This is a genomic window from Arthrobacter sp. ERGS1:01 (assembly GCF_001281315.1).
Taxonomy (GTDB): Bacteria; Actinomycetota; Actinomycetes; order Actinomycetales; family Micrococcaceae; genus Specibacter.
Genome location: NZ_CP012477.1, coordinates 319229 through 342364 on the forward strand (window position 1 = coordinate 319229; position 23136 = coordinate 342364).

The following is a 23136-nucleotide window of genomic DNA, read 5'->3' on the forward strand; positions in this document are numbered from 1 at the left end:
CGAGTCTTGCGCCAGTAGGGTGGCGGAGCAGGACTGCGGGCGAGTCCGGCGCATAACTGCCGGGCAATACGACGCCCGTGCGCCCGGCTGCGGATTCGGGCCACTCACCCGTAATAATTCCTCGGACGTGGGACATCCGATGCGCGGACTGCTAGCCTGCAACAGCCGCACAGTGTTATGGATCACATAACCATGTCCTGGGTTCGTGCGGCTCCACCGTTCGAGCTAGGAGTCAATTGATGCGCAGATTTTCCGCCGTGGCGGCCCTGTCGGCCGCAGTGCTCACCGGGGTGATGGCCCTGCCACTGGGCGCCCCCGCCGTCCAAGCCGCCCCGCCCCCCGTCGCGATTGCCCCCGGTGCCTATTCGCTGAGCAACGTGTTCTCGGCGAAGCAGTTGGATGTGGCGGGTGTTTCGGTGGCTGCCGGAGCCGGACTCACCCAGAGTGTGTCGCGGGGATCCGCCGCACAGTCCTGGTGGGTGGCACAGGTGTCGCCCGGCGTCTACAAGATCAACAGCGTCAACAGCGGTTTGTGCCTGCAGGATGCCGCGGCCGTGGGCGGGACGTTGACGCAGGCGGTATGCCAGGACACCTCGGCGCAGCAGTGGAAAATCGTGCAGGGCGACGGCGGCTTTACGCTGAGCAATGTGGCCTCGGGCCATGTGGCCGGGGTGGCCGACGCCTCCGCGGGTGCCGTGGTGGCGCAGGATCCGGGGACCGCCACCACCCAGCAGTGGACGCTGGCCGCCAACAGCGTGAGCCGGGTGTCCGTGTGGCGGTCCGCCCTGACGAGCGGCGGTCCGGCCGTTGCCGACCAGACGATCCGCATGGTGGTCCACCCCAACCTGGCCGGTTTTGCCCAGCGGCTGACCCTGTCGAACCGCTTTGGCACCACGCCGCTGGTCATTGGCGCCGCGAGCGTGGGCTACCAGTCCTCGGGCCTCACGGCGTCGGCCGCACCGACGTCCGTGATGTTTGGCGGCGCCGCCACCATCACCATTCCGGCCGGGCAGGAGGCCGTCAGTGATCCGTTGAATGTGGAGATCAAGCGCGGCACCAACCTGCTGGTCAGCCTGTATGTCTCCGGTTCCGTCCCCACTTCCACGTTCCACAACCTCGGGCTGGCCTCGAACTCCATGGCCGCCGGCAACCACGCCGCCGATACCGCCGCGGACAGCTTCACCCAGGCAACGTCGTCGTACTTCTTCCTCAAGGGCATCGACGTCATATCCGCAACGTCCAAGGGGACCATGGTGGCCCTGGGCGATTCGATCACGGACGGCTACGGATCAACGCAAAACGGCTTCAACAACTGGCCCGCGCAGCTCGCCGACAAGATCACCGCCAACGATTCTTCGCTGGCCATGGCCAACGTGGGCATCAGCTCCAACCGGCTGACCCTCGACTCGACGTCGTCGTCCCTCTCCAGGGGCATGAGCGCCATCAACCGGTTCAGCTATGACGTGGCCGCCGTGCCGGGCGTGAAGAGCGTGTTCTTGTTCGAAGGGATCAACGACATCCCGGACGGTGTCAGCAGCGACCAGCTGATCGCGGGCTACCGCAACGTGATCGCCCAGGCGCGGGCCGCCGGGCTGAAGATCTACGGTGCCACCATGACACCCACCAAGGGCGTGGCCTCCTTCACCGCCGATCGCGAACTAACCCGCACTACCGCGAACCAGTGGATCCTGACCAGCGGCGAGTTCGACGGCGTGGCCGATTTCTCCGCGGCTGTCGCCGACCCCGCCGATCCCCAGAAAGTCCTGGCGGCCTACGACAGCGGCGACCACATCCACCTCAACGCGGCCGGCTACGGCGTCCTGGCCAAACTGGTCGACGCCGCGCCCTTCACCCGCGACTACAAGGCGGTGGCGACGGGTCCGGGTGCGGCCGTCACGGCGGGCACCGCGGCCGTGATTTCCGGGTCCGGCTTCGCCGCGGGCGAGAAGGTGACGCTGGAGGGCGACTGCCTGGCGGCACCCGTCACCGTCACGAGCACCGCGGAGGGTGTCTTCGCCGCCGCGGCGGGCATCGATGCGTCCTGCCCCGCGGGCACCACCACGGTCACCGCCACGGGCGCCGTGTCCCGCGTGGCCGCGCGGGCGACCATCCAAATCCTGGCGGCGCCGGTTGTGACGCCGTCCGCGACGCCGACGGTCACACCGACTGTTGAACCGACCGTGGCACCGACTGCTGATCCGACAGTGGAACCCACTGCTGGGCCGACTGTGGAACCCACCGTCGAACCGACTGCTGCGCCGACGACCGACCCGACAACGGATCCGACGGTGGCACCCACGGCTGCGCCGACGGAAACGGCAACCACGGAGCCCACTGTCGAGGCAACGACGGAGCCGGCCAGAGAACCGACGGTTGACCCGACGGTGAAGCCGACAGCGGCCCAGACGTCAGCGCCCACTGGAACGCCCACAAACAGCACCAAGGCCGCGGTGGTCGCAACGGCGTCGAGCATGGCGGTGGAAGCCACCACGGAGGCGGCGGTTTCCCGCGAGCTGGCATCGACAGGCAGCACCTCGACCCTGCCGCTCATGGCGGGCGGCGCGCTGTTGATCGCCGGCGCAGTGCTGGTGGCGGCCCGGAAGCGCGGACGCCGGGCCTAGCCCCAACGCGAAACAGACCCCGGGCTGCGAAACAGACGTATCTAAACGCCTGTTTCGCAGCCCGGGGTCTGTTTGACGCCTGGGGCGGAAGTGGAGCCTAGCCGAAGTACTTCGGCAGGGTCCCTTCGTGGGCAACGCGCAGCTCATCGAGCGGAGCGGAGAACACGCCCTGGAAGTCCAGGGCGGCGCCGGCCGCGTCCACCACGCCAATGCGGGCCACCGGGAAGTTCCGGGCCGTGCACATGTCGTTGAAGCGGACCTCTTCGCTGCGCGGGACGGACACGATGGCCCGGCCCTGCGTCTCGGAGAACAACAGCGTGAACGTGTCGACGCCATCGCGGGCGGCAACCTCGTCCAGGGCAACCCGGGCACCGGTGTTGTAACGCAGCGCGGACTCCACGAGTGCCGCCGCGAGGCCGCCCTCGGAGAGGTCGTGAGCGGAGTCGATCATGCCGTCGCGGGAGGCGTTGATGAGGATCTCGCCCAGTTCACGCTCGCGCGCCAGGTCGACCTTGGGCGGCAGGCCGCCCAGGTGGGAACGCAGGTTGGCCCATTCGGAGCCGTCCATCTCGGCGGCCGTGGTGCCGAGCAGGTAGATGGCCTGGCCATCCTCCTGCCAGCCCGACGGCGTGCGGCGGGCGACGTCGTCGAACTTGCCCAGCACGGCCACCACGGGGGAGGGGTGGATGGGCGTCGAGCCGGTCTGGTTGTACAGCGAGACGTTGCCGCCGGTGACCGGGATGCCCAGCACCATGCAGGCGTCGGACAGGCCGCGGATGGCCTCGGCCAGCTGCCACATGACGTCCGGATCCTCGGGGGAGCCGAAATTCAGGCAGTCGCTGACGGCCATCGGGATGGCGCCGGAGGTGGCCACGTTGCGGTACGCCTCGGCCAGGGCCAGCTGCGCACCATGGTACGGGTCAAGGAAGGTGTAGCGGCCGTTGGCGTCGGTGGCCAGGGCCACGCCCAGGCCGGTTTCCTCGTCCACGCGGATCACGCCGGCGTCGTCGGGGAACGCCATGGCGGTGTTGCCGCCCACGTAGCGGTCGTACTGGTTGGTGATCCAGTCCTTCGAGCACATGTTCGGCGAGGCGATGAGTTCCAGCACGGCGGCCTTCAACTCCTCGCCCGTGGAGGGGCGGCCGGCGTCCTGCACGGAACCGGTGAAGGTGTCCGCCTGCAGGGCATCCTGCCATTCCGGGCGGGCGTACGGGCGGTCGTAGACCGGTCCGTCGTGCGCCACGGTGCGGGGATCGACGTCAACAATGACCTCGCCCTCCCACTTGATGATCAGGCGGCCCGTGCCGGTGACTTCGCCGAGCCAGGAGTATTCCACGGCCCACTTGTCCATCACGGCTTCGAACGCTGCCATGTTCTCCGGCGTCACCACGGCCATCATGCGTTCCTGCGACTCCGACATCAGGATTTCGCCCGGGGTCAGGGTGGGGTCACGCAGCAGCACGGACGTCAGCTCGACCTCCATGCCGCCGTCGCCGTTGGAGGCCAGCTCGCTCGTGGCACAGGAGATGCCCGCGGCGCCGAGGTCCTGGATGCCCTCAACGAGGGAGCCCTTGAACAGTTCCAGGCAGCACTCGATCAGCACCTTCTCGGCGAAGGGGTCACCCACCTGCACGGCGGGCCGCTTGGAGGGCTTGGTGTCGTCGAAGGACTCGGAGGCCAGCACCGAGGCGCCGCCAATGCCGTCGCCGCCCGTGCGCGCACCGAACAGGACAACCTTGTTGCCCTTGCCCGAGGCGTTGGCCAGGCGGATGTCCTCGTGGCGCATGACGCCCACGGCCAGCGCGTTGACCAGCGGGTTGCCCTGGTAGATGGAGTCGAAGACCATTTCGCCGCCGATGTTCGGCAGGCCCAGCGAGTTGCCGTAGCCGCCGATGCCGGCCACCGCACCGTGCATGACGCGGGCCGTGTCCGGGTGGTCGATCGCGCCAAAACGCAGCGGATCCATGACGGCCACGGGGCGGGCGCCCATGGAGATGATGTCGCGGACAATGCCGCCAATGCCGGTTGCGGCACCCTGGTAGGGCTCCACGAACGACGGCGAGTTGTGGGACTCGATCTTGAACGTCACGGCCCAGCCGTCGCCGAGGTTGGTGACGCCGGCGTTTTCGCCGATGCCCACGAGCATGTCCTTCTTCATTTCCTCGGTGACCTTTTCGCCGAACTGGCGCAGGTGGTTCTTGGAGGACTTGTAGGAGCAGTGCTCGCTCCACATGACGGAGTACATGGCCAGTTCCGCGCCGGTGGGGCGGCGGCCCAGGACCTTCACGACGTCGTCGAACTCGTTTTGCTTCAGGCCCAGCTCGGCCCAGGGCAGTTCAACGTCGGGGGTCGCCGCGGCGTTTTCCACGGTGTCGATGTTGAACTTCTGCGTGGAAGTCTCGGACATTTATTTGCCTCCCAGAAGCGTGTTCAGTGCAGAGGTAAAGAAGCCCAGGCCGTCGGTGCCGGTGTGGCCGGGGCCGTAGCCGGCTTCGACCGCGTGCTCGGGGTGCGGCATGAGGCCCACCACGTTGCCGGCGGCGTTGGAGATGCCGGCGATGTCGCGGCGTGAACCGTTCGGGTTCATGCCGACGTAGCGGAACGCCACGCGGCCCTCGGCCTCAAGGGCGTCGAGGGTCTTCTCGTCGGCGATGTACTGGCCGTCCTGGTTCTTCAGGGGGACGGTGATTTCCGCACCCGCGGCGTAGGCGTTGGTCCACGCGGTGGTGTTGTTTTCCACGCGCAGCACCTGGTCGCGGCACAGGAACTTCAGGTGGTCGTTCTTGATCATCGAGCCGGGCAACAGGTGCGCCTCGGTGAGGATCTGGAAGCCGTTGCAAATGCCCAGCACGGGCAGCAGGGCGGAGGAGTTCGCTGCGTCGACGATCTTGCCCATCAGCGGGGCGAAGCGGGAGATGGCGCCGGCGCGCAGGTAGTCGCCGTAGGAGAAGCCGCCGGGGATGATGACGGCGTCGACGTCGCCCAGCTCGGAGGCGCCGTGCCAGAGTTCGACGGCGGTGGCTCCGGAGAGGCGGACCGCACGGGCGGCGTCGCGGTCGTCCAGCGTGCCGGGGAACGTCACGACGCCGATGCGGGCGCCGGCCAGGCGTGTGTCAACGGGCGCGGCAGGTGCCCCGCCAATCAAGGGAGTTTCGGTCATGGCTAGTCCGCCACAACTTCTACGTTGACCACGTCTTCGATGACCGGGTTGGACAGCATGGTTTCGGCGGCCTCGCGGGCCTGCGCCAGGATCTCGTCGGTCACCTCGCCGTCAACGCTCAGTTCAAAACGCTTGCCCTGGCGGACAGCTGAGAACGCGGTGAATCCCAGGCGGGGGAGGGCTCCGACAATTGCTTTCCCCTGCGGGTCCAGAATTTCGGGCTTGAGCATGACATCGACAACGATCCGGGGCATCCGGGAACTCCTGATGTTAAAAAGGGGTGGCCACGGATTGCCGTCTTACGCCGTCTTGAGGGCCAGGTGGAAAGGACCTGAAAACCGGAAAGGCGAGCGCTCCGCGAGCTTGCCCTCCCATTCTACGCAAGTGTTTGCAAAGTCCGGAATTTATCCGGCGGCTCCGGGCCCCGCAACGGCCGGGTGTGATTCATGCCATGGCGGCGCGCCAAATGGGGGTGGCCATGTGATTCGCCGCACTGTACCGTTGTGGGATGTTCCATGTCCGATGAATCACATTTTCGGCCGGAACAGTTCATACCAGGGCGAAAGCCGCGCGGCCAACGAAGGCCGCAAGGAAAGGACCACATGAAATCCACCGACACTTCACGCGGATGGAAGAAGCCCGGGGCAGTGGCAGTCGCGGGGGCACTGACCGCCGGCCTGCTGACCGCCACCATGGCGCCGGCTTTTGCACAGGACGCCGCGCCGGCCCCCAGCTACACCGAACAGGTGCTGGCCCAAAACGGCGACAACGCGATCGACCCCGTCCTGGGCAAGTATTACCGCATCCCTGCCCTGGCCGATCTGGGCAACGGCGTGCTGCTCGCTTCCTATGACGGCCGCCCCGACGGCGGGGACTCGCCGTCGCCCAACTCGATCGTGCAGCGACGCAGCACCGACGGCGGCAAGACCTGGGGTGTGCCCACCTACATCGCCCGCGGCCAAATGCCCGCGACCGGACAGCTGCGCTACGGCTTCAGCGACCCCAGCTATGTGGTGGACAAGGAGACCGGCACGGTCTTCAACTTCCACGTCTACTCCAAGGACGTCAGCTTCCAGGCGGGCGCCTTCGGCAACGACGACGCCGACCGCACCATCACCAGCGCCGAGGTCTCCGTCTCCACGGACCAGGGCCTGACCTGGTCCACCGATCCGGCCAACATGCCAGTTCTCCCTCCGTCGGCTTACGCCCCCGGGTCCGCATTCGCAAACTTTGCCGGGCCGCTGGTGACCGGCGTCGTCAAGCCGGTGGGCACCACCGTGGCCGGCGTCGACAACGTGGGAGGCGTGGCGGGTGTGTTCGCCGCCTCCGGCGAAGGCATCCAGCTCAAGTACGGCGCCCACAAGGGCCGGTTGATCCAGCAGTTCACCGGCAAGGTCAAGCTGGCCAGCGGCGCCACCGACTATCAGGCGTACAGCGTGTTCTCCGACGACCACGGCAAGACCTGGCAGCGCGGCGCCTTTGTGGGTACGGGCATGGATGAGAACAAGACCGTGGAGCTCTCCAACGGTGACGTCATGCTCAACTCCCGTGCCAGCAGCGGCGGCAACGGCGGCCGCAAGGTGGCCATCTCCAAGGACGGCGGCGCCACCTACGGCCCCGTCACGATCGATACCTCCCTGACGGATCCCGTCAACAACGCCTCGATCACGCGCATGTTCCCGGATGCCGCCCAGGGCACGCCGGATGCGAAGATCCTGCTGTTCTCCAACGCGAACAACGCCTCGAGCCGCTCCAACGGCACCATCCGCTACTCCTGCAACGACGGCGCCACCTGGAGTGCCGGCAAGCAGTTCAAGTCCGGTGCCATGAGCTACTCCACCCTGACGGCGCTTAGCGACGGCAACTTCGGCCTGTTCTACGAGGGCGACAACAACACCATGACGTTCGGCAAGTTCAACGCCGCCTGGCTCGACGTGCAGTGCGGCGCCGAACTCGCCGCCACCGCGGTCTCCGGCGCCAACGGCGCCACCGTCTCCGCTGCGGTCACCCTCCGCAACGAGGGCACCACGGCGCTCCCGGCCTCCACGGTGGGCGTCGACGCCAAGGCCGGCTGGACGTTCGGCAGTGCCGCCATGCCGGCCGTTGCGCCGGGCGATTCCGCCACCGTGAACGTGCCCGTCACGATCCCCGCCTACGCCAAGGCGGGCTCCCTGAACCTGACCGCGCGTGCCAACTTCGGTTCACGCAGCGTCACCGCCGTCCTGCCCGTCACCATCACCGGTGGGGCCACAAGCTCCATCGTCGGGCTCGACATCACGGGCTCGGCCACGGACACGGCCCGCAACCTGGCCACCAACCCCTACGCCGTGGGCGACGCCGTCCCCTACCAGTTCACGGTGAACAGCCTGAGCAACATTGCCTCCAACGCCATCCCGGTGGGCGGCAACTTCAAGCCGCTCATCCCGGCCGACGGCGCCGGCAACTGCCGCTGGAGCAACCTGGCCGTCTGGGCCGGCTACACCTGCGGGACCCCTCGCCACATCGTGTCCGCTGACGAACTCGCCAACGGCTTCTTCGTCCCGTCCACCACCTGGCAGGTCACCGGTACCGGAGCCCCCACCGTGAACTACACCATCACCGGTGCGGAGGTTGACCTGGTGGCCCGCAATGCCGCCCTGACGGGCACGGCCGCCGTGTCCTGGAACGACGTCGACGGCAGCGGCCTGGCCAACACCGGCGACACCGTCACCACCACCGCCACCGTGGTGAACTCCGGCAATGTGGTCCTCACCGGCGTGACGGCGGCAGGCCTGGACGGCTCTGCAGCCACCCTGGCCCCCGGCGCGTCCGTGGTGTTCACCTCGACCCGGGCCGTGACGGCCGGTGAACTTGCCACGGGCCAGGTTTCGGCCTCCACCCTCACGGCAAGCGGACACAATGGCGCCAAGGCCGCCGGCGTCGAGCTGGCCGTGGCGGCCCTGCCGCTGGAAACCCACCCGCCCAAGCCGGGCAGCGACCCCGCCGTCGACCGGGCCAAGCTCAAGGGCCAGCCGCCCGTTGACCTGGGCCTGAACGCCGGCAAGTACAGCGTGGGCGACACCGTCACGCTGCACGGAGCCCCGGCCAACCAGTGGGGCTACGTCTACCTCAACCAGCACGGGCAGCGGTTTGGCTGGTACCTGGCCGACGCCGACGGAACCATCACGTTCACGGTGCCCCAGGGCACCAAGAACGGCAATGACACGCTCGTTTTGCTTGATGCCGACGGCGCCCAGGTCTCCTTCGGGACCTTCCACGTCACCCCGTAACGGGTGATGGACCCGCACTAAACGCTCCGATGCAAGGGGGCTGCCCCGCCGAATGGCGGGGCGGCCCCCTGGTTTTTTTGGGCGGTGGCCGGGCGGTCCGGAGCCCGGGTTCGTAACAAAGGAAAATCGCGTGCATGTGATGCATAACACTGCTATGTTGTAGGTCATCCTATGTCCGTGGTTTGGGGTCGCGACGACGTGTGAAGAGTTACCGAACAGGATTTGCGAATTTTCCGGCCAACGAGGGCCGTACTGAAAGGACCAAATGAATTCCACCAAAAGCTTTCGGCGCCAGGTGAGCCCGCGCGTCGCCGTCACTGCGGGGGTGTTGGCCGCCGGATTGCTCACCACCACCATGGGCCCGGCCTTTGTCCAGGCGGCCGCGGCAGCCACACCGGCCCCCAGTTACGCCGAGCAGGTGCTCGCCAAGAACGGTGACAAGGCCATCAGCTCCTCGCTGGCGCCGTACTACCGCATTCCGGCCCTGGCCGACCTTGGCAACGGAGTGGTGCTCGCCGCCTATGACGGCCGGCCCGACGGCGGCGACTCGCCCTCGCCGAACTCGATCATCCAGCGCCGCAGCACCGACAACGGCAAGACCTGGGGTGCCCCCACCTTCATTGCGCGCGGCCAAATCGCTGCGGGCAGCTCCCTGCAATTCGGCTTCAGCGACCCCAGCTACGTGGTGGACAAAGAGACCGGCACCATCTTCAACTTCCACGTCTACTCCAAGGACCAGGGCTTCTTTGGCAGCGTCCTGGGCACCGACGACACCAATCGCAACGTCACGGGCACCGAAGTCTCGGTTTCCACCGACCAGGGCCTGACCTGGTCCACTGACCCGGCCAACATCCCCAACCTCCCCGTCCCGCAGGCCTACGCCGCGGATTCCCCCTACGCAGCTTTTGGCAGCCCCCTGGTCACCAGCGTGGCAAAGCCCGTCGGGACCAAGGTCGGCTCCGTCAACAATGTCGGCGGCGTGGTGGGCATGTTCGCCTCCTCGGGCGAAGGCATCCAGCTCAAATACGGCGCCCACAAGGGCCGCCTGATCCAGCAGTTCGCCGGCCGTGTCCTGAACTCCATCGGCAGCGAAGTGATCCAGGCCTACAGCGTGTACTCCGACGACCACGGCAAGACGTGGCAGCGCGGCGGCTTCGTGGGCGCCGGCATGGACGAAAACAAGACCGTGGAACTCTCCAACGGCGACGTCATGCTCAACTCCCGCGACAACGCCGGCGGCGGCGGACGCCGCGTGGCCATCTCCAAGGACGGCGGCGAAACCTGGGGCCCCGTCACCTACAACAGCACCCTGACCGACCCCCGCAACAATGGCTCGATCACCCGCATGTACCCGGATGCCGCGCAGGGCTCGGCCGCGGCCCGGATGCTGCTGTTCTCCAACGCCAACGATCCCTCCAGCCGGGTCAACGGCACCATCCGCTACTCGTGCGACGACGGCACCACCTGGAGCGCCGGCAAGCAGTTCAAGGCCGGCACCATGAGCTACTCCACCGCGACCGCGCTCAGCGACGGCACGTTCGGCGTGTTCTACGAGGGTGATAACAACACCATGACGTTCGGCAAGTTCAACGCCGACTGGCTGGATGTCCAGTGCGGCACACCCCTGGTCGCAACCCTGGCCGCCGCTCCCGTCTCGGGTGCCAACGGAGCCACCGTGCAGGCCCAGCTGACCGTCACGAACACCGGCACCACCGCGCTCGACGGCGCCACGGCGTCGTTCCAAGCGAAGGCCGGCTGGACCCTTGGCTCGGTGGTGGTTCCCTCCATCGCCGCCGGGGCCTCCGCCGTCGTCTCCGTTCCGGTGACGATCCCCGCCTACGCCAAGGCCGGATCGGTCAACCTGATGGCCACGCTGACCCTCGGCCCGCAGGCCGTGAACCAGCCGATGCCCGTCACGATCACCGGCGGCGCCGCCACCGACATCGTGGGGCTGAAGATCACCGGCTCGGCCACCGACACCACCCGCAACCTGGACACCACCCCGTACGCCGTGGGCGACGCCGTCCCGTACCAGTTCGTGGTGGACAGCCTCAGCAACGTCACGGCGGCCGCCGTGCCGGTGAGCGGAAACTTTAGCCCGTTCGTACCCGCCGGAGCCGGCAACTGCCGCTACTCGGCGCTCGCGGTATGGGCCAGCTACACCTGCGGCACCCCCCGGCATGCGGTCACGGCCGACGATCTGGCCAACGGCTACTTTGTTCCCTCGACCACGTGGGACGTCACCGGCGGAACGGCCGCCAAGCAGAGCTACACCATCACCGGCGACGAGGTTGACCTGCTCGTCCGCAAGCCGTCGCTGTCCGCCACCTACACGGGCGCCAAGCTGGTCGACGTCGACTCCAGCGGCTTCGCCTCCGTGGGGGACACCATCAGCTACACCGCGGTCGTCACCAACAACGGCAACGTCCGGCTCACCGGTGTCACGGTTGCCGGGCAGGACGCTTTTGACCTGGCCGTGAACGAAAGCAAGACCTTCACGTCCGTCTACACCCTGACCGCCGCGGACGTCGCGGCCAACAAGGTGGTCCGCGGGCTCGTGGCCACTGCCAAGAACGGCAGCAAGCCCGCGGGTGTATCGGTCTCGGCCGATCCCGTTGCGGCCTGCTCCGACAAGCTCTGCGGCCAGGCGCCCCCCATGGACAACCTGATCCCGCAGGAGCAGATCAGCATTGCCTCGGTGTCCTCCGAGGAGCTGACCGGCGAGCCCGCTCCCAGCGGCCCGGCCGCAGCCCTGCTCGACGGAAACATCAACAGCTACTGGCACACCAAGTGGACCACCGGGAATGACACGTTCCCGCACTCGGTGGTCTTCGACCTCGGCAAGAGCTACTCGGTGACCGGCTTTGAATACACCCAGCGCCAGAGCGGCAGCAACGGCAAGATCAAAGACTACGAAATCTATGTATCCGACAGCGTCGCCGACTTCGGCACCAAGGTCTCGAACGGCTCCTTCGCGGACGTCAAGACACCCCAGCGCATCGCCATCGGCGGCAACAAAGCCGGCCGCTACGTCAAGCTCGTGGGCCTGAATTCGATTGCCGGCAATGCCTTTGGCGGCGGCGCAGAGGTCAACATTGGCGGGCTTCCCGTCGTGGCCGGGGCGGCAACCGTCTCCGCGTCGCCCGGCGCCATTGCGGCCGGCAAGGACGTCAGCATCACCCTGGGCGGCTTCCCGGCCGGCACGCCGGTGGCGCTGTCCCTGGACGGCGGCATCTCCCTGGGCAGCGCGACGACGGATGCCACCGGCGCCGTCACCAAGACTGTCACGGTTCCCGCCGGAACGGCCGCCAAGAGCTACACCCTGACCGCCACGGCCGGCGCAAAAACCGCCACGGCCGCGCTCGTCGTGACTGCGCCCGCGCCCGTCCTCGGGGCCACCATCAAGGGTTCCCGCGGCGACACGGGACGCGACCTGGCCGCAAACCCCTACGCAGTGGGGGATCAGCTGCCGTACAACTTCGCGGTCACGAGCACCTCACCGGTCACCACCGCCGTCTACCCCACCGCGGGTGACCTCACGGGCTTCAACATCGACGGAACGCCCAACTGCCGCTACAAGGTCCTCGCGGCCGGGGCCGGCTACAACTGCACCACGGCAAAGCGCGTCATCACGGCCGACGACGTCGCCAACGGATTCTTCCAGCCCGTCACGCAGTGGGCGGTTGACGCAGCCGGATCCACCAGCGTCAACTACACCATCACCGGCGACGAGGTTGATCTGTTGGTCCGCAAGCCCTCGCTCGCCGTGACCGTTGGTGCCGGTGTCCTTGAGGACAAGGACAAGGACGGCTTTGCCAGCGCCGGGGACATTGTCACCTTCCCCGTCACGGTCAAGAACGACGGCAACGTCGCCCTGACCGGAGTCTCGGTCCCGGGCATTGACGGCGCGGCGGCAACGCTTGCGGCCGGTGCCGGCACCAGCGGCAACATCAAGCACACCGTTGTGGCTGCCGACCTGGCAGCTGCCAAGGTCGACGGCCCGACCATCGCCGCTGCCGCGAAGAACGGCGCCACACCGGTGGCCAAGTCAGCCACCGGAATCGCGTTCGCGTTGACCCTGGCCCCGGAACCGACGGCAAGCCCGACGCCGACCCCCACCGTTGCGCCGACGACGGACCCGACTGTTGCACCGACGACGGACCCCACCACGGAGCCCACCGTATCCCCGACGACGGATCCGACTGTTGCTCCGACGACGGATCCGACCACGGATCCGACGACCGACCCGACCGTCGCACCGACGACGGAACCCACCACGGATCCGACCACGGACCCAACGGCATCCCCGACGGCTTCCGCGGATTCAAACCCGACGGCCGCACTCGGCGCGGGAACCGTCGTCGTCGGTGGTGAACTCACCGTGACGGGCAAGAACTTCAAGCCCGGCACCACGGCGACGTTCACGCTGCACTCCAAGCCGGTAGTCCTGGGCACGGCAGTCGTTGGCGCCGATGGGACCGTGTCCCTGACCGCGAAGGTCCCCGCCGGGGTCCCGGCCGGAGCGCACACCGTGATCATCGCCGGCACGGACGTCAACGGGAAGGCGGTTGAGGTCGACATCGCCCTGGTGATCGCCGCCGGCAGCACCACGGGTGCCACCACCCCGGCTGCATCCGCAACCACCAAGGCCGCGGCCGGTGCCACCACCCCGGCCGGAACGGCCACCTCGGCCACCTCGGCCACCTCGGTCGAGCAGGCCGGAAACCTGGCCAGCACCGGCTTCAACGGCCTGGCGATCGCCATTGGCGCCGGCATGTTGCTGCTGCTCGGCGGGCTGATCGTCGCCCGCCAGGCACGCACCCGCGGCTCGCGCCACTAACAGGCAACAGCGCACCCGGAGCGGGGTCCGTCCACGTCACGACGACGCGGGCGGTCCCCGCTTTTGCATCCCCCAACGCCCGTTATCGTGGCGTCCATCAGGCCGGGCAACCAGCCAGAATCGATAGAATAAGGCTATGAATTCAGTTGCTGCGCAGTGGTCGGGAATGTTCAAGGTTTTCACCGAAGATGACGGGACGCAGCGGTTCTCCCGGCTGGATCCGGCCGGCTACATGCCGCCATCCACGGACGCCCTGGCCAACCGTGCCGCCATGGCCGCGGGCGTGCGTGCCGGCTGGCGCAGCAGCGGCGGAACCCTGACCATTGCGGGGGAGGGTGCGCCGGACTGCGCACCCTACGACGTCCTGGTCAACGGGGAGCGCGCCCACCGGCTGCCCGCGGCCGGCCGGCACCGCCACGAGCTGGTGTTGGCTGATCTGGACCCCGGTTCCCTCATCCAGTTGTGGCTGCCGCACTTTGGCGACTTCCGCCTGGAAACCGCGGAACTGTCCGGCCCGGACGTGGCGGCGGCGGAGGAGGAGGGTCCGCGCTGGCTGACCTACGGAAGCTCCATCACGCATTGCCAGCAGGCCGACGGACCCACCCAGACCTGGCCGGCGCTCGTGGCCCGGCGCGAAGGGTGGCGGTTGAGCAATCTGGGCCTGGCCGGGGAATGCCAGCTGGATCCCGCCGCCGCGAACACCATCGCCCAAACGCCCGCCGAGCTGATCTCCCTGTGCGTGGGCATCAACAGCTACAACGCGGCCACCTACTCGGAACGAACCTGGGCCGGAGCATTGCAGGGTTTCCTGGGCACGGTCCGCCGGGCCCACCCCGAGGTGCCCATTGCCGTGATTACGCCCGTGCTGTCCCTGCCGCGCGAGGACAAGCCGAACGCAGTCGGCTGGACCCTGGCGGACTACCGTCGCGCCACGGCGGAAGCGGTGGAGGTACTCCGGGCAAAGGGCGACACCCACCTGCACCTGGTGGACGGTGCCGCGGTGCTGACGGCACAGGAGGCCCTCGAGCGCCTGCCGGACACCCTGCACCCGGACACCGCCGGCTACGCCATCATGGCCGAGCGGCTCGCGCCCGTGCTGGCCGGGATCCTCTCAAGCCCCGTCAACTCAAGCCCTGTCCTCTCAAGCACCGCCAACTAGCGCGTCCACGGCGGCGCTCAGCCGCTCGCGGAGCACGGCCGATTCCGCGCTGAACCCCCGTTGAAAGCCCACATAATCGGCCTTGCCGGCGGCCGTCTCGATCGGGATCGGCGGGTAGCCCCATGCGGCAAGGTCGTACGGGGAGGCCTGCATGTCCATGGCCCGGATCCGCCACGACAGTTCAAAGCAGTCCATGACCAGTTCGCTGGGCAGCGCCGGCGAGAGCTTGTACGCCCACTTGTAGAGGTCCATGTTGGCATGCAGACAGCCGGGCTGTTCAAGGTCGCGTTGGTTCTCGCGCGTGGGCGTGAGCTCGTTGAGCACGCTGGCCTGCGGGGTGTAGAAGCGGTAAGCGTCAAAATGCGTGCAGCGGATCTTATTCTCCTCCACCACGGCGTCCGTGCCGCCGGAGCCAAGGCGCAGTTCCAGGTACTCGTGCCGGACCTCGTTGGCTTCCTGCTTGTAGACCATGGCCCATTCGTGCAGCCCGAAGCAGCCAAACTGGGCCGGGCGGGCGGCCGTGCGGCCCAGGATGATCCGGGCAAACTCCACCGCCTCCTTGCGCTGGGCCAGGAACGCCTGTGCATCAAGAACGACGGCGGCACCTTGGGTGGGTGCCCCGCAGGCCTCCCGTTCGGCGTCGGTCGCTGCACGGTAGAACTTCCAGCCGAGCCGCTCAGCCGCGTCGTCCCCGTGCAGCACCACCCCGGCGCCGGGGTGCCAGCGCCGCAGCTGGCCCGGCTTCTGGGTGTAGTAGGTGAACAGGAAGTCCTCCACCGGATGCTTCTGCCCGGCGGAGCGGCGCGCCAGGTACGGGACGGCGTAACGGTCAACGCGTTCCGCGTGGGCCACGGCCCGGGCCTGCCAGGCGTCCCGGTCAAGGAGCTGGAGTGTCGGTGTCCTCATGCCTCAATTATCCGGCACGGCGTCCGCATGGGTCGCGGCCTCGATCAACGCCATCATGGTGCGATGCAGCGCCATGGCGGAATCCCTGTCCAGGCCCAGCCGCGCCATCATGGTCCCGGGCACGGCGAGGGCCTTGCTGCGCAGTGCGGCGCCGGCCTCGGTCAGGTCAACGGCAAGCGCCCTTTCATCGGACGCCGACCGCTGCCGGGTCACATAGCCCAGGGCCTCCAAGCGCTTGAGGAGGGGGGAGAGGGTGGCGGATTCCAGCAGCAACGCGTCGCTGAGGTCCTTGACCTTCCGCGGCGCCTTTTCCCACAGGGCCAGCATGACCAGGTATTGCGGATGCGTCAGGGAAAGTTCGGCGAGCACGGGCTTATAGGCCGCGATCACGCTGCGTGAGGCAACACTGAGGCCAAAGCACAGCTGGCGCTCCAAGAGCAGGTCATCCACCGATGTATCGGTGTCCAAATCGGTCATGGGATCCTCCTGGGCTGCGGTGGGGCGGCACCCCAATTACTTAGTGCACTAACTAACAGGGTACTATGGATTTAACAGTTGTCACGAATACTGCAAAGGGGCTCCATGAAAGACGAACGATTTGTCCACAAGTTCATGCGTTTCACCGGCCATCTGCGCACCATTTTCGGCCCGGCCCACAGCAGCCCGCTGGATCATGAGATGACGGCGGAAAACAAGGCCCTCCTGAAGGCCCAGGAGGCGGCCGCGGAACAGTGGACCACGCTCACGCGCCCCGACGGCAGCACGTACCTCGTCCCCAAGGATCCCGACGACCAGTCCCTGCGCTAACCCGCGGGGCAGGAACCTGCCCCGTGCCATTGCGGCCGCACCGGCGTAAGATTGTGAGACATGCATCACACGTCGTGCGGTGCTGGGAATGTTTGGCGCTGGCAATGCGTGATGCTGAGAATGTGTGGCGCTGGGAAGAGGTGTTGGTGATGGCTGGTGAGGGAACGTTCGTCAACAAGTTCATGCATGCGACGGACCATGTCCGCAAGGTCCTGGGCCCGGCGGACCAGGGCGACATGGATTCACCCGTAGTGCACCGCCACGACGCGTTCGAGGATGAAAGCGATGCCGAACTCTCGCAGATCATCCAGCGCACGGATTCCTCCGGCCACCATTACGCGATCCGCCGGGATGAGGCAACGGACTAGTTAAAAAGCTAACGCAAGGGATGCAGCCGGTTCTTGAGGTCTCAAGGCTGCAGCCCTTGCGTTTTCACGTGTGTGGAAACGGTGATCGAGCTTGTCGAGATCTCGACAAGCTCGATCACCGTTTCATGCCGGCGGTTGCTAGCGCCCGGTGCCGCCGTAAACGGTTGCCTCGTCGTCGCCGTCGAGGTCAAAGGCCTGGTGCACGGCGCGCACGGCGTCATCGAGCAGATCGGCCCGTGTCACCACGGAGATGCGGATCTCGGAGGTGGAGATCAGATCGATGTTGACGCCGGCGTCGGACAGGGCCTGGAAGAAGCGGTAGGACACGCCCGGGTTGGAGCGCATGCCGGCGCCGATCAGCGAGAGCTTGCCGATCTGGTCGTCGTAGATCAGGTCCTCGAAGCCGACGTCGGCCTGCTTGGCGCGCAGGGCGTTCAACGCGTCCTCGCCCTCCACCATGGGCAGGGTGAAAGAGATGTCGGTCTTGCCGGAACCTTTCGTGGAAATGTTCTGCACAATCATGTCGATGTTTGAATGCGCACCGGCGATGATGCCGAAAATCATGGCGGCCTTGCCGGGGATGTCGGGCACGCCGACAACGGTGACTTTGGCTTCCGAACGGTCGTGGGCCACGCCGGAGATGATTGGCTGCTCCAAGGCAACTCCCTCTGAGATCTTGATTTTGTCGTCGGGGCTGGGCAAAACCCAGGTACCCTCATGGTCGCTGAACGAGGACCGCACGTGAATGGGCAGTCCAAATCGCCGGGCGTATTCAACGCAGCGCAGGTGCAGGATCTTGGCGCCCGAGGCCGCCATTTCCAGCATTTCCTCGCTGGAGATCTTGCTGATCTTTTGGGCGCTGGAGACTACCCGGGGATCGGCCGTGTAGACGCCGTCGACGTCGGTGTAGATTTCGCAGACATCGGCGTCCAGGGCTGCGGCCAGCGCCACCGCGGTGGTGTCGGAGCCGCCGCGGCCCATGGTGGTGATTTCGTTGGTGGCCCGGCTCATGCCCTGGAAACCGGCCACGATGGCCACCTTGCCCTTGTCAAGGGCGGTGCGCACGCGGTGCGGGTCAACATCGATGATGCGGGCCTTGCCGTGGATGCCGTCGGTGATCATGCCGGCCTGGCTGCCGGTGAACGACTGGGCCACGCCGCCCTGGGAGCTGATCGCCATGGCCAGCAGGGCCATGGAAATTCGCTCACCGGCGGTCATGAGCATGTCCAGCTCGCGGGCCGGCGGGTGCTCGGAAACCTGGGCGGCCAGGTCCAGCAGCTCGTCGGTGGTGTCGCCCATGGCGGAAACCACCACGACCACTTCATGGCCGTCATTTTGGGTTGCCATCACGCGGCGGGCAACACGAAGAATGCCCTCGGCATCGGAGACGGATGATCCGCCGTATTTTTGAACGATCAAGCTCATGGGTGCACACTCATCGGCTAACCTAACGCAACAAAAACAATCGTGACTTTGGAAAATCTTTCGCTGCCGCTCACGCCGAAACCGCGCCACTGCGCGGGGCCGGTGCGGCAATGTTGGCGCGGGAGGCAGTTGAGGCAAGTTTAGACCCGGGAGGGCAGCAACTTGGAATTGCGGTGTCCACATGACGGACCGATGTGTGTCAGCACTCGGTCATTTGGCCGCCGGGCCGCCCCAAAACTACGACCCCGGGATGACGCCCGGGCTGCGAACCTCGCCCTAGGATGGGGAAAAGGCCCACATCGGGGCCATGGGGGAGGGGGCGTTGCCATGAGTGATCCGGTTCCACAGACAGGTCCATTGGGTGGACATGACGTGCCGGGAGCGGCCGCCGCGGCACCGCCCGGGCCATTCCGGGGCCTCGCCGCCACCGGCATTTCGCGGCGCTTCGGCAGCGTCCCGGCCGTGGTGGACATGGACCTCCACGCACCCTCCGGCGAGGTCACGGCCCTGATCGGCCCCAACGGCGCGGGAAAGACCACGCTGCTGCTGGTCCTGGCCTCGCTGCTGGCCCCGGATACGGGCCACGTCAGTGTCATGGGCATCGACCCCGGCAAGGACCCGGTGGCCGCCCGCGCCAGGATCGGTTGGATGCCCGACACCCTCGGTGTTTGGGAATCCCTGACGGCCCGGGAAATCCTTGCGGCCATGGGACGGTTCTACGCCCTGCCCAAGACGGCCATCCCCGGCCGGGTCACCGAACTTTTGGAGCTGGTGAACCTGACTGGGCTGGCTGACCAGAAGGCCCGGGTGCTTTCCCGCGGGCAGCAGCAGCGGCTCAGCCTGGCCCGGGCCTTGATCCACAACCCCGACGTGTTGTTGCTCGACGAACCCGCATCCGGCCTTGACCCGGGATCCCGGGTGTCGCTGCGCCACATCCTGCGGAAGCTGGCGGCGGAAGGCAAGGCAGTGGTCGTCTCCTCCCACGTGCTGGCGGAGCTCGACGAAATCGCCGACCGGGCGGTGTTCGTCAACGCGGGCCGCACGGTGCTGGCCCAGACCGTGGCACAGGCGTCCACCCAGGGCCGCCGCTACGCCATCGCCGCACTCGACCCCGGCCGGCTGACCGCGGAACTGGCGCGGCTCGGCGTCGTCGTTGCGCCTGAACCCGGACGGCAGGGCTCGGTGCTGGTGGCGCTGGGCACCGAGGCCGACGCCGCACGGCTGTTGGCTGACCTGGTCCGCGCCGGTGTGCCGGTCTCGGCCTTTGCGCCGGCGTCGGGCGCCCTGGAGGAAACGTACTTGAGCATGGATGTGGAGCAGCGATGACCAACAGTGTGCAACTGCCCGACGCGGCCGTTCCCCCATCCGGGGGCCGGCGCGGATTTGGCGGATATGTGGCGGGAATTGCGGCCGTGACGTCCCTGGAGATGCGCCAACGCCTGCGCTCCCGCGGCTGGTACATCATGCTCGGCGTCTGGTTCGTGATCATTGGCGCGGTGACGGCGCTGACCTGGTTCAGCTGGGACAACGCGAGAAGTGCCAATGGCGACTTCGGCAACAGTTCCGTGCCGGGCTCGCTGATCTTTGAGATTGTGCTGGCCTTTGTGCTGTTTTTTGCCTTGCTGGTGGCGCCGGCATTTTCCGCGAACGCTGTCAACGGCGACCGGGCCGGCGGCACGCTCGCCATCTTGCAGGTGACGCTGCTGCGCCCCGGACAAATCCTGTGGGGGAAGTTCCTGGCGTCCTGGCTTGCCGGGCTGGCCTTCCTGGTGGCGAGCGTGCCGTTCCTGGTGTTCGCCATCCTGCTGGGCGGACTAGGCGCCGGCCACATCTTGGTGGCATTGCTCATGCTTGCCGTGGAGGTGGGCGTGGTTTGTGCCGTGGGCGTCGGGGTGTCGGCCCTGGCCAACAGGCCGTTGTTTTCCATTGTGGTCACGTACTTGTTGGTGGCCGCCCTGGGGCTTGGGACTGTGATCGCCTTTGGCCTTGGCACGCTGGTGGCCACCCCGGGCACCGTGCTGGCCAACCAGAGCTACTACAAGGGGCAGGCCGTCGAGCTCGGCGGGCAGGGGCTTCCCCCAGGCATCACCGACCAGAACAGCGAGTACGCTTGCTTTGGGCCGCTGACCGAGCAGCCTGCCGCGCACACGGAGCGGCTTGCCTGGCTGCTGGCCATGAATCCGTTTGTCGTGGTGGCCGACGCCATTCCCTACCGGGTGCCGGCCTCGCAGGACGAATCGCCCAGCGGCATCTTCGAGGTCATCAGCCAAGGTGCACGGGCCGCCGAGGCCGGGCCGGCTGCCACCACGCAGTGCGCCAACGGCAGGGTCAGCCCCGCGTACCTGAGCCAGACAACGCCGCTGTGGCCGCTGGGACTGGGCTTGCAGCTGCTCGTGACCGCGATCCTGCTGGCGCTGGGCTGGCGCGCACTGCGCACCCCTGCCAGGAAGTTGGCCACGGGGACGCGCGTGGCGTAGCGGGGAAGCACACCATTCACCGGTGGTCGAGCTTGTCGAGACCACGTGGCCTCGACAAGCTCGTGGCCTCGACAAGCTCGTGGCCTCGACAAGCTCGTGGCCTCGACAAGCTCGACCACCGGCGTTGCCGGCTACTGCAACACGGGCACCGAGGTCCGCGGCGCCGTCATCATGACTGCGTCCTCCGGGATCTGGCGGACGGCACCCTTGTCGGCGCTCGTCGCCATGGAGGCGTAGGCGCGCAGGGCCGCGGAAACCTCGCGAACACGGGCCGCCGGGCGGTAACCGGTGGTCGACTCGAGCAGCTCGCGGCGGGCATCCAGTTCGGCCGGGTCGACCATGAGCTCCAGGCCGCGGTTGGGGATGTCGATCCGGATGATGTCGCCGTCCTGCACCAGGGCGATGGTGCCGCCGGAGGCTGCCTCGGGGGAGACATGGCCGATGGAGAGCCCGGAGGTGCCGCCGGAGAAGCGGCCGTCGGTGATGAGCGCGCAGACCTTGCCCAGGCCCAGGCCCTTCAGGAACGACGTCGGGTACAGCATCTCCTGCATGCCGGGGCCGCCGCGCGGACCCTCGTAGCGGATGACCACCACGTCGCCGGCCTTGACCGTCTTGGACAGGATCTTTTCCACGGCTTCGTCCTGGGATTCGCAGACCACGGCGGGGCCCTCGAACGTCCAGATGGATTCGTCGACGCCGGCGGTCTTCACGACGGCGCCGTCCACGGCGATGTTGCCGCGGAGCACGGCCAGGCCGCCGTCCTTGGAGAATGCGTGCTCAACGTCGCGCAGGCAGCCCTCTGCGGCGTCGGTGTCCAGGGACGTCCACTCGGCCGACTGCGAGAACGCGGTGGAGGAGCGCTGGCCGCCCGGGGCTGCGGTCCACAGCGCCAGCGCCTTTTCGGTGGCCTTGCCGCCGCGGATGTCCCAGTCGTCAAGCCAGCCGGTCAGGTTGTCCGAGTGCACGGACTTCACGTTGGTGTGGAGCAGCCCGCCGCGGTTCAGCTCCCCGAGGAGTGCGGGGATGCCACCTGCACGGTGCACGTCCTCCATGTAGAACGTCTTGTTGCCGGCCACGTTCGGGGCAACCTTGGCCAGGCACGGCACCTTGCGGGACTTCGCGTCGATGTCCTCGAGGTCGTACTTTAGGCCGGCCTCCTGCGCTGCGGCCAGCAGGTGCAGGATCGTGTTGGTGGAGCCGCCCATGGCGATGTCCAGGGCCATGGCGTTGTCGAACGCCTCGAAGCTGGCGATCGAGCGCGGCAGCACGGAGTCGTCGTCGTCCTCGTAGTAGCGCTTGGCCAGGGCGACGGCGGTGGCTCCGGCGCGCTGGTACAGCTCCTTGCGGGCGGTGTGGGTGGCCAGCAGCGAGCCGTTGCCCGGCAGGGACAGGCCAATGGCCTCGGTCAAGCAGTTCATCGAGTTGGCGGTGAACATGCCCGAACAGGAACCGCACGTGGGGCAGGCATTGTCCTCGATGAGTTCGATGTCGGCGTCGGAGACCGTGGCGTCCACGGCGTCGGAAATGGCGTTGACCAAATCCAGGGAGCGGATGGAACCGTCGGTCAGGGTGACCCGGCCGGCTTCCATGGGGCCGCCGGAGACAAACACGGTGGGGATGTTCAGGCGCAGCGCGGCCATGAGCATGCCGGGGGTGATCTTGTCGCAGTTGGAGATGCAGACCAGCACGTCGGCGCAGTGGGCGTTGACCATGTACTCGACGGAGTCTGCGATCAAATCGCGTGAGGGCAGCGAGTAGAGCATGCCGCCGTGGCCCATGGCGATGCCGTCATCCACGGCGATCGTGTTGAATTCGCGGGCGATTGCACCGGCTTCGTGAATGGCGTCGGAGACGATCCGGCCCACGGGTGCGAGGTGGGTGTGGCCGGGGACGAACTCGGTGAAGGAGTTGGCGACGGCGACGATCGGCTTGCCGATGTCGGACTTGGCAACGCCGGAGGCCATCATGAGGGCGCGGGCGCCCGCCATGTTGCGGCCGTGGGTGACTGTGCGTGAACGTAATGGAGGCATGTCTAACAGTTAACCAGCTGAGAGCTTGCTGGAGAAGACGGTGCTGATACTAGTAGTGGCAGTGCTAGATTTAC

The 23136-nt window shown here is 67.3% G+C and carries 15 protein-coding genes; 8 read left to right on the forward strand and 7 right to left on the reverse strand.

Annotated features, from left to right (window positions below; genetic code table 11):
• The first annotated feature begins 239 nt into the window (after positions 1 to 239).
• Positions 240 to 2621 carry a GDSL-type esterase/lipase family protein gene (locus AL755_RS01510; RefSeq protein WP_054009410.1) on the forward strand — a complete coding sequence of 794 codons (2382 nt, stop codon included), beginning with the start codon at positions 240 to 242 and terminating at the stop codon, positions 2619 to 2621.
• A gap of 97 nt (positions 2622 to 2718) precedes the next feature.
• Here AL755_RS01510 and purL read toward each other — a convergent pair whose 3' ends face one another.
• Genes purL through purS form a run of 3 tightly spaced genes read right to left on the reverse strand, consistent with a single transcriptional unit; the run spans position 2719 to position 6035 of the window.
• The gene (purL, locus tag AL755_RS01515) at positions 2719 to 5028 is read right to left on the reverse strand and encodes a phosphoribosylformylglycinamidine synthase subunit PurL (RefSeq protein ID WP_054009411.1); all 2310 of its coding nucleotides are present in this window, start codon (positions 5026 to 5028) and stop codon (positions 2719 to 2721) included.
• On the reverse strand, positions 5029 to 5781 hold the full coding sequence (gene purQ, locus AL755_RS01520) for a phosphoribosylformylglycinamidine synthase subunit PurQ (protein WP_054009412.1): 753 nt from the start codon (positions 5779 to 5781) through the stop codon (positions 5029 to 5031).
• A 2-nt stretch (positions 5782 to 5783) separates the two neighbouring features.
• Positions 5784 to 6035: a phosphoribosylformylglycinamidine synthase subunit PurS gene (gene purS, locus AL755_RS01525; protein ID WP_054009413.1), complete on the reverse strand. Its 252-nt coding sequence runs from the start codon at positions 6033 to 6035 to the stop codon at positions 5784 to 5786.
• Between the two features lie 348 nt (positions 6036 to 6383).
• Between purS and AL755_RS01530 the strand changes: the two genes are divergently transcribed.
• The 3 genes from AL755_RS01530 to AL755_RS01540 all read left to right on the forward strand — a co-directional run bounded on the left by AL755_RS01530 (position 6384) and on the right by AL755_RS01540 (position 15049).
• Positions 6384 to 9050, forward strand: coding sequence for an exo-alpha-sialidase (locus tag AL755_RS01530; protein WP_054009414.1), 2667 nt, complete (start codon positions 6384 to 6386; stop codon positions 9048 to 9050).
• A 265-nt stretch (positions 9051 to 9315) separates the two neighbouring features.
• A complete protein-coding gene (locus AL755_RS01535; RefSeq protein WP_054009415.1) occupies positions 9316 to 13890 on the forward strand; it encodes a discoidin domain-containing protein in 4575 nt (1524 codons plus the stop codon).
• Between the two features lie 136 nt (positions 13891 to 14026).
• A complete protein-coding gene (locus tag AL755_RS01540; RefSeq protein ID WP_082368797.1) occupies positions 14027 to 15049 on the forward strand; it encodes a GDSL-type esterase/lipase family protein in 1023 nt (340 codons plus the stop codon).
• Here the strand turns inward: AL755_RS01540 and AL755_RS01545 are convergent.
• Together AL755_RS01545 and AL755_RS01550 are read right to left on the reverse strand one after the other, a co-directional pair.
• Positions 15032 to 15955 (reverse strand): hypothetical protein, encoded by a 924-nt coding sequence (locus tag AL755_RS01545; protein WP_054009417.1) that lies wholly within the window; start codon positions 15953 to 15955, stop codon positions 15032 to 15034. The genes AL755_RS01540 and AL755_RS01545 overlap by 18 nt on opposite strands.
• Before the next feature lie 3 nt (positions 15956 to 15958).
• Positions 15959 to 16432, reverse strand: a complete 474-nt coding sequence (locus AL755_RS01550; RefSeq protein WP_054009418.1) for a MarR family winged helix-turn-helix transcriptional regulator — start codon at positions 16430 to 16432, stop codon at positions 15959 to 15961.
• 105 nt (positions 16433 to 16537) lie between these two features.
• On the opposite strand from AL755_RS01550, the gene AL755_RS01555 reads away from it, so the two are divergent.
• Together AL755_RS01555 and AL755_RS01560 are read left to right on the forward strand one after the other, a co-directional pair.
• On the forward strand, positions 16538 to 16762 hold the full coding sequence (locus AL755_RS01555; RefSeq protein WP_054009419.1) for a hypothetical protein: 225 nt from the start codon (positions 16538 to 16540) through the stop codon (positions 16760 to 16762).
• Between the two features lie 104 nt (positions 16763 to 16866).
• A complete protein-coding gene (locus tag AL755_RS01560; RefSeq protein ID WP_337589549.1) occupies positions 16867 to 17130 on the forward strand; it encodes a hypothetical protein in 264 nt (87 codons plus the stop codon).
• A 138-nt stretch (positions 17131 to 17268) separates the two neighbouring features.
• Here the strand turns inward: AL755_RS01560 and AL755_RS01565 are convergent, their stop codons facing one another.
• Positions 17269 to 18555 carry an aspartate kinase gene (locus AL755_RS01565; RefSeq protein ID WP_054009420.1) on the reverse strand — a complete coding sequence of 429 codons (1287 nt, stop codon included), beginning with the start codon at positions 18553 to 18555 and terminating at the stop codon, positions 17269 to 17271.
• Positions 18556 to 18882: 327 nt separating this feature from the next.
• Between AL755_RS01565 and AL755_RS01570 the strand changes: the two genes are divergently transcribed.
• Together AL755_RS01570 and AL755_RS01575 are read left to right on the forward strand one after the other, a co-directional pair.
• A complete protein-coding gene (locus AL755_RS01570; RefSeq protein ID WP_054009421.1) occupies positions 18883 to 19881 on the forward strand; it encodes an ABC transporter ATP-binding protein in 999 nt (332 codons plus the stop codon).
• The gene (locus AL755_RS01575; RefSeq protein WP_082368798.1) at positions 19878 to 21032 is read left to right on the forward strand and encodes an ABC transporter permease; all 1155 of its coding nucleotides are present in this window, start codon (positions 19878 to 19880) and stop codon (positions 21030 to 21032) included. The genes AL755_RS01570 and AL755_RS01575 overlap by 4 nt, the downstream gene beginning before the upstream one ends.
• A 131-nt stretch (positions 21033 to 21163) precedes the next feature.
• On the opposite strand, the gene ilvD is transcribed toward AL755_RS01575, so the two are convergent.
• Complete coding sequence (gene ilvD / locus AL755_RS01580; protein WP_054009422.1) at positions 21164 to 23062, reverse strand: dihydroxy-acid dehydratase; 1899 nt, start codon at positions 23060 to 23062, stop codon at positions 21164 to 21166.
• Positions 23063 to 23136 lie beyond the last annotated feature (74 nt).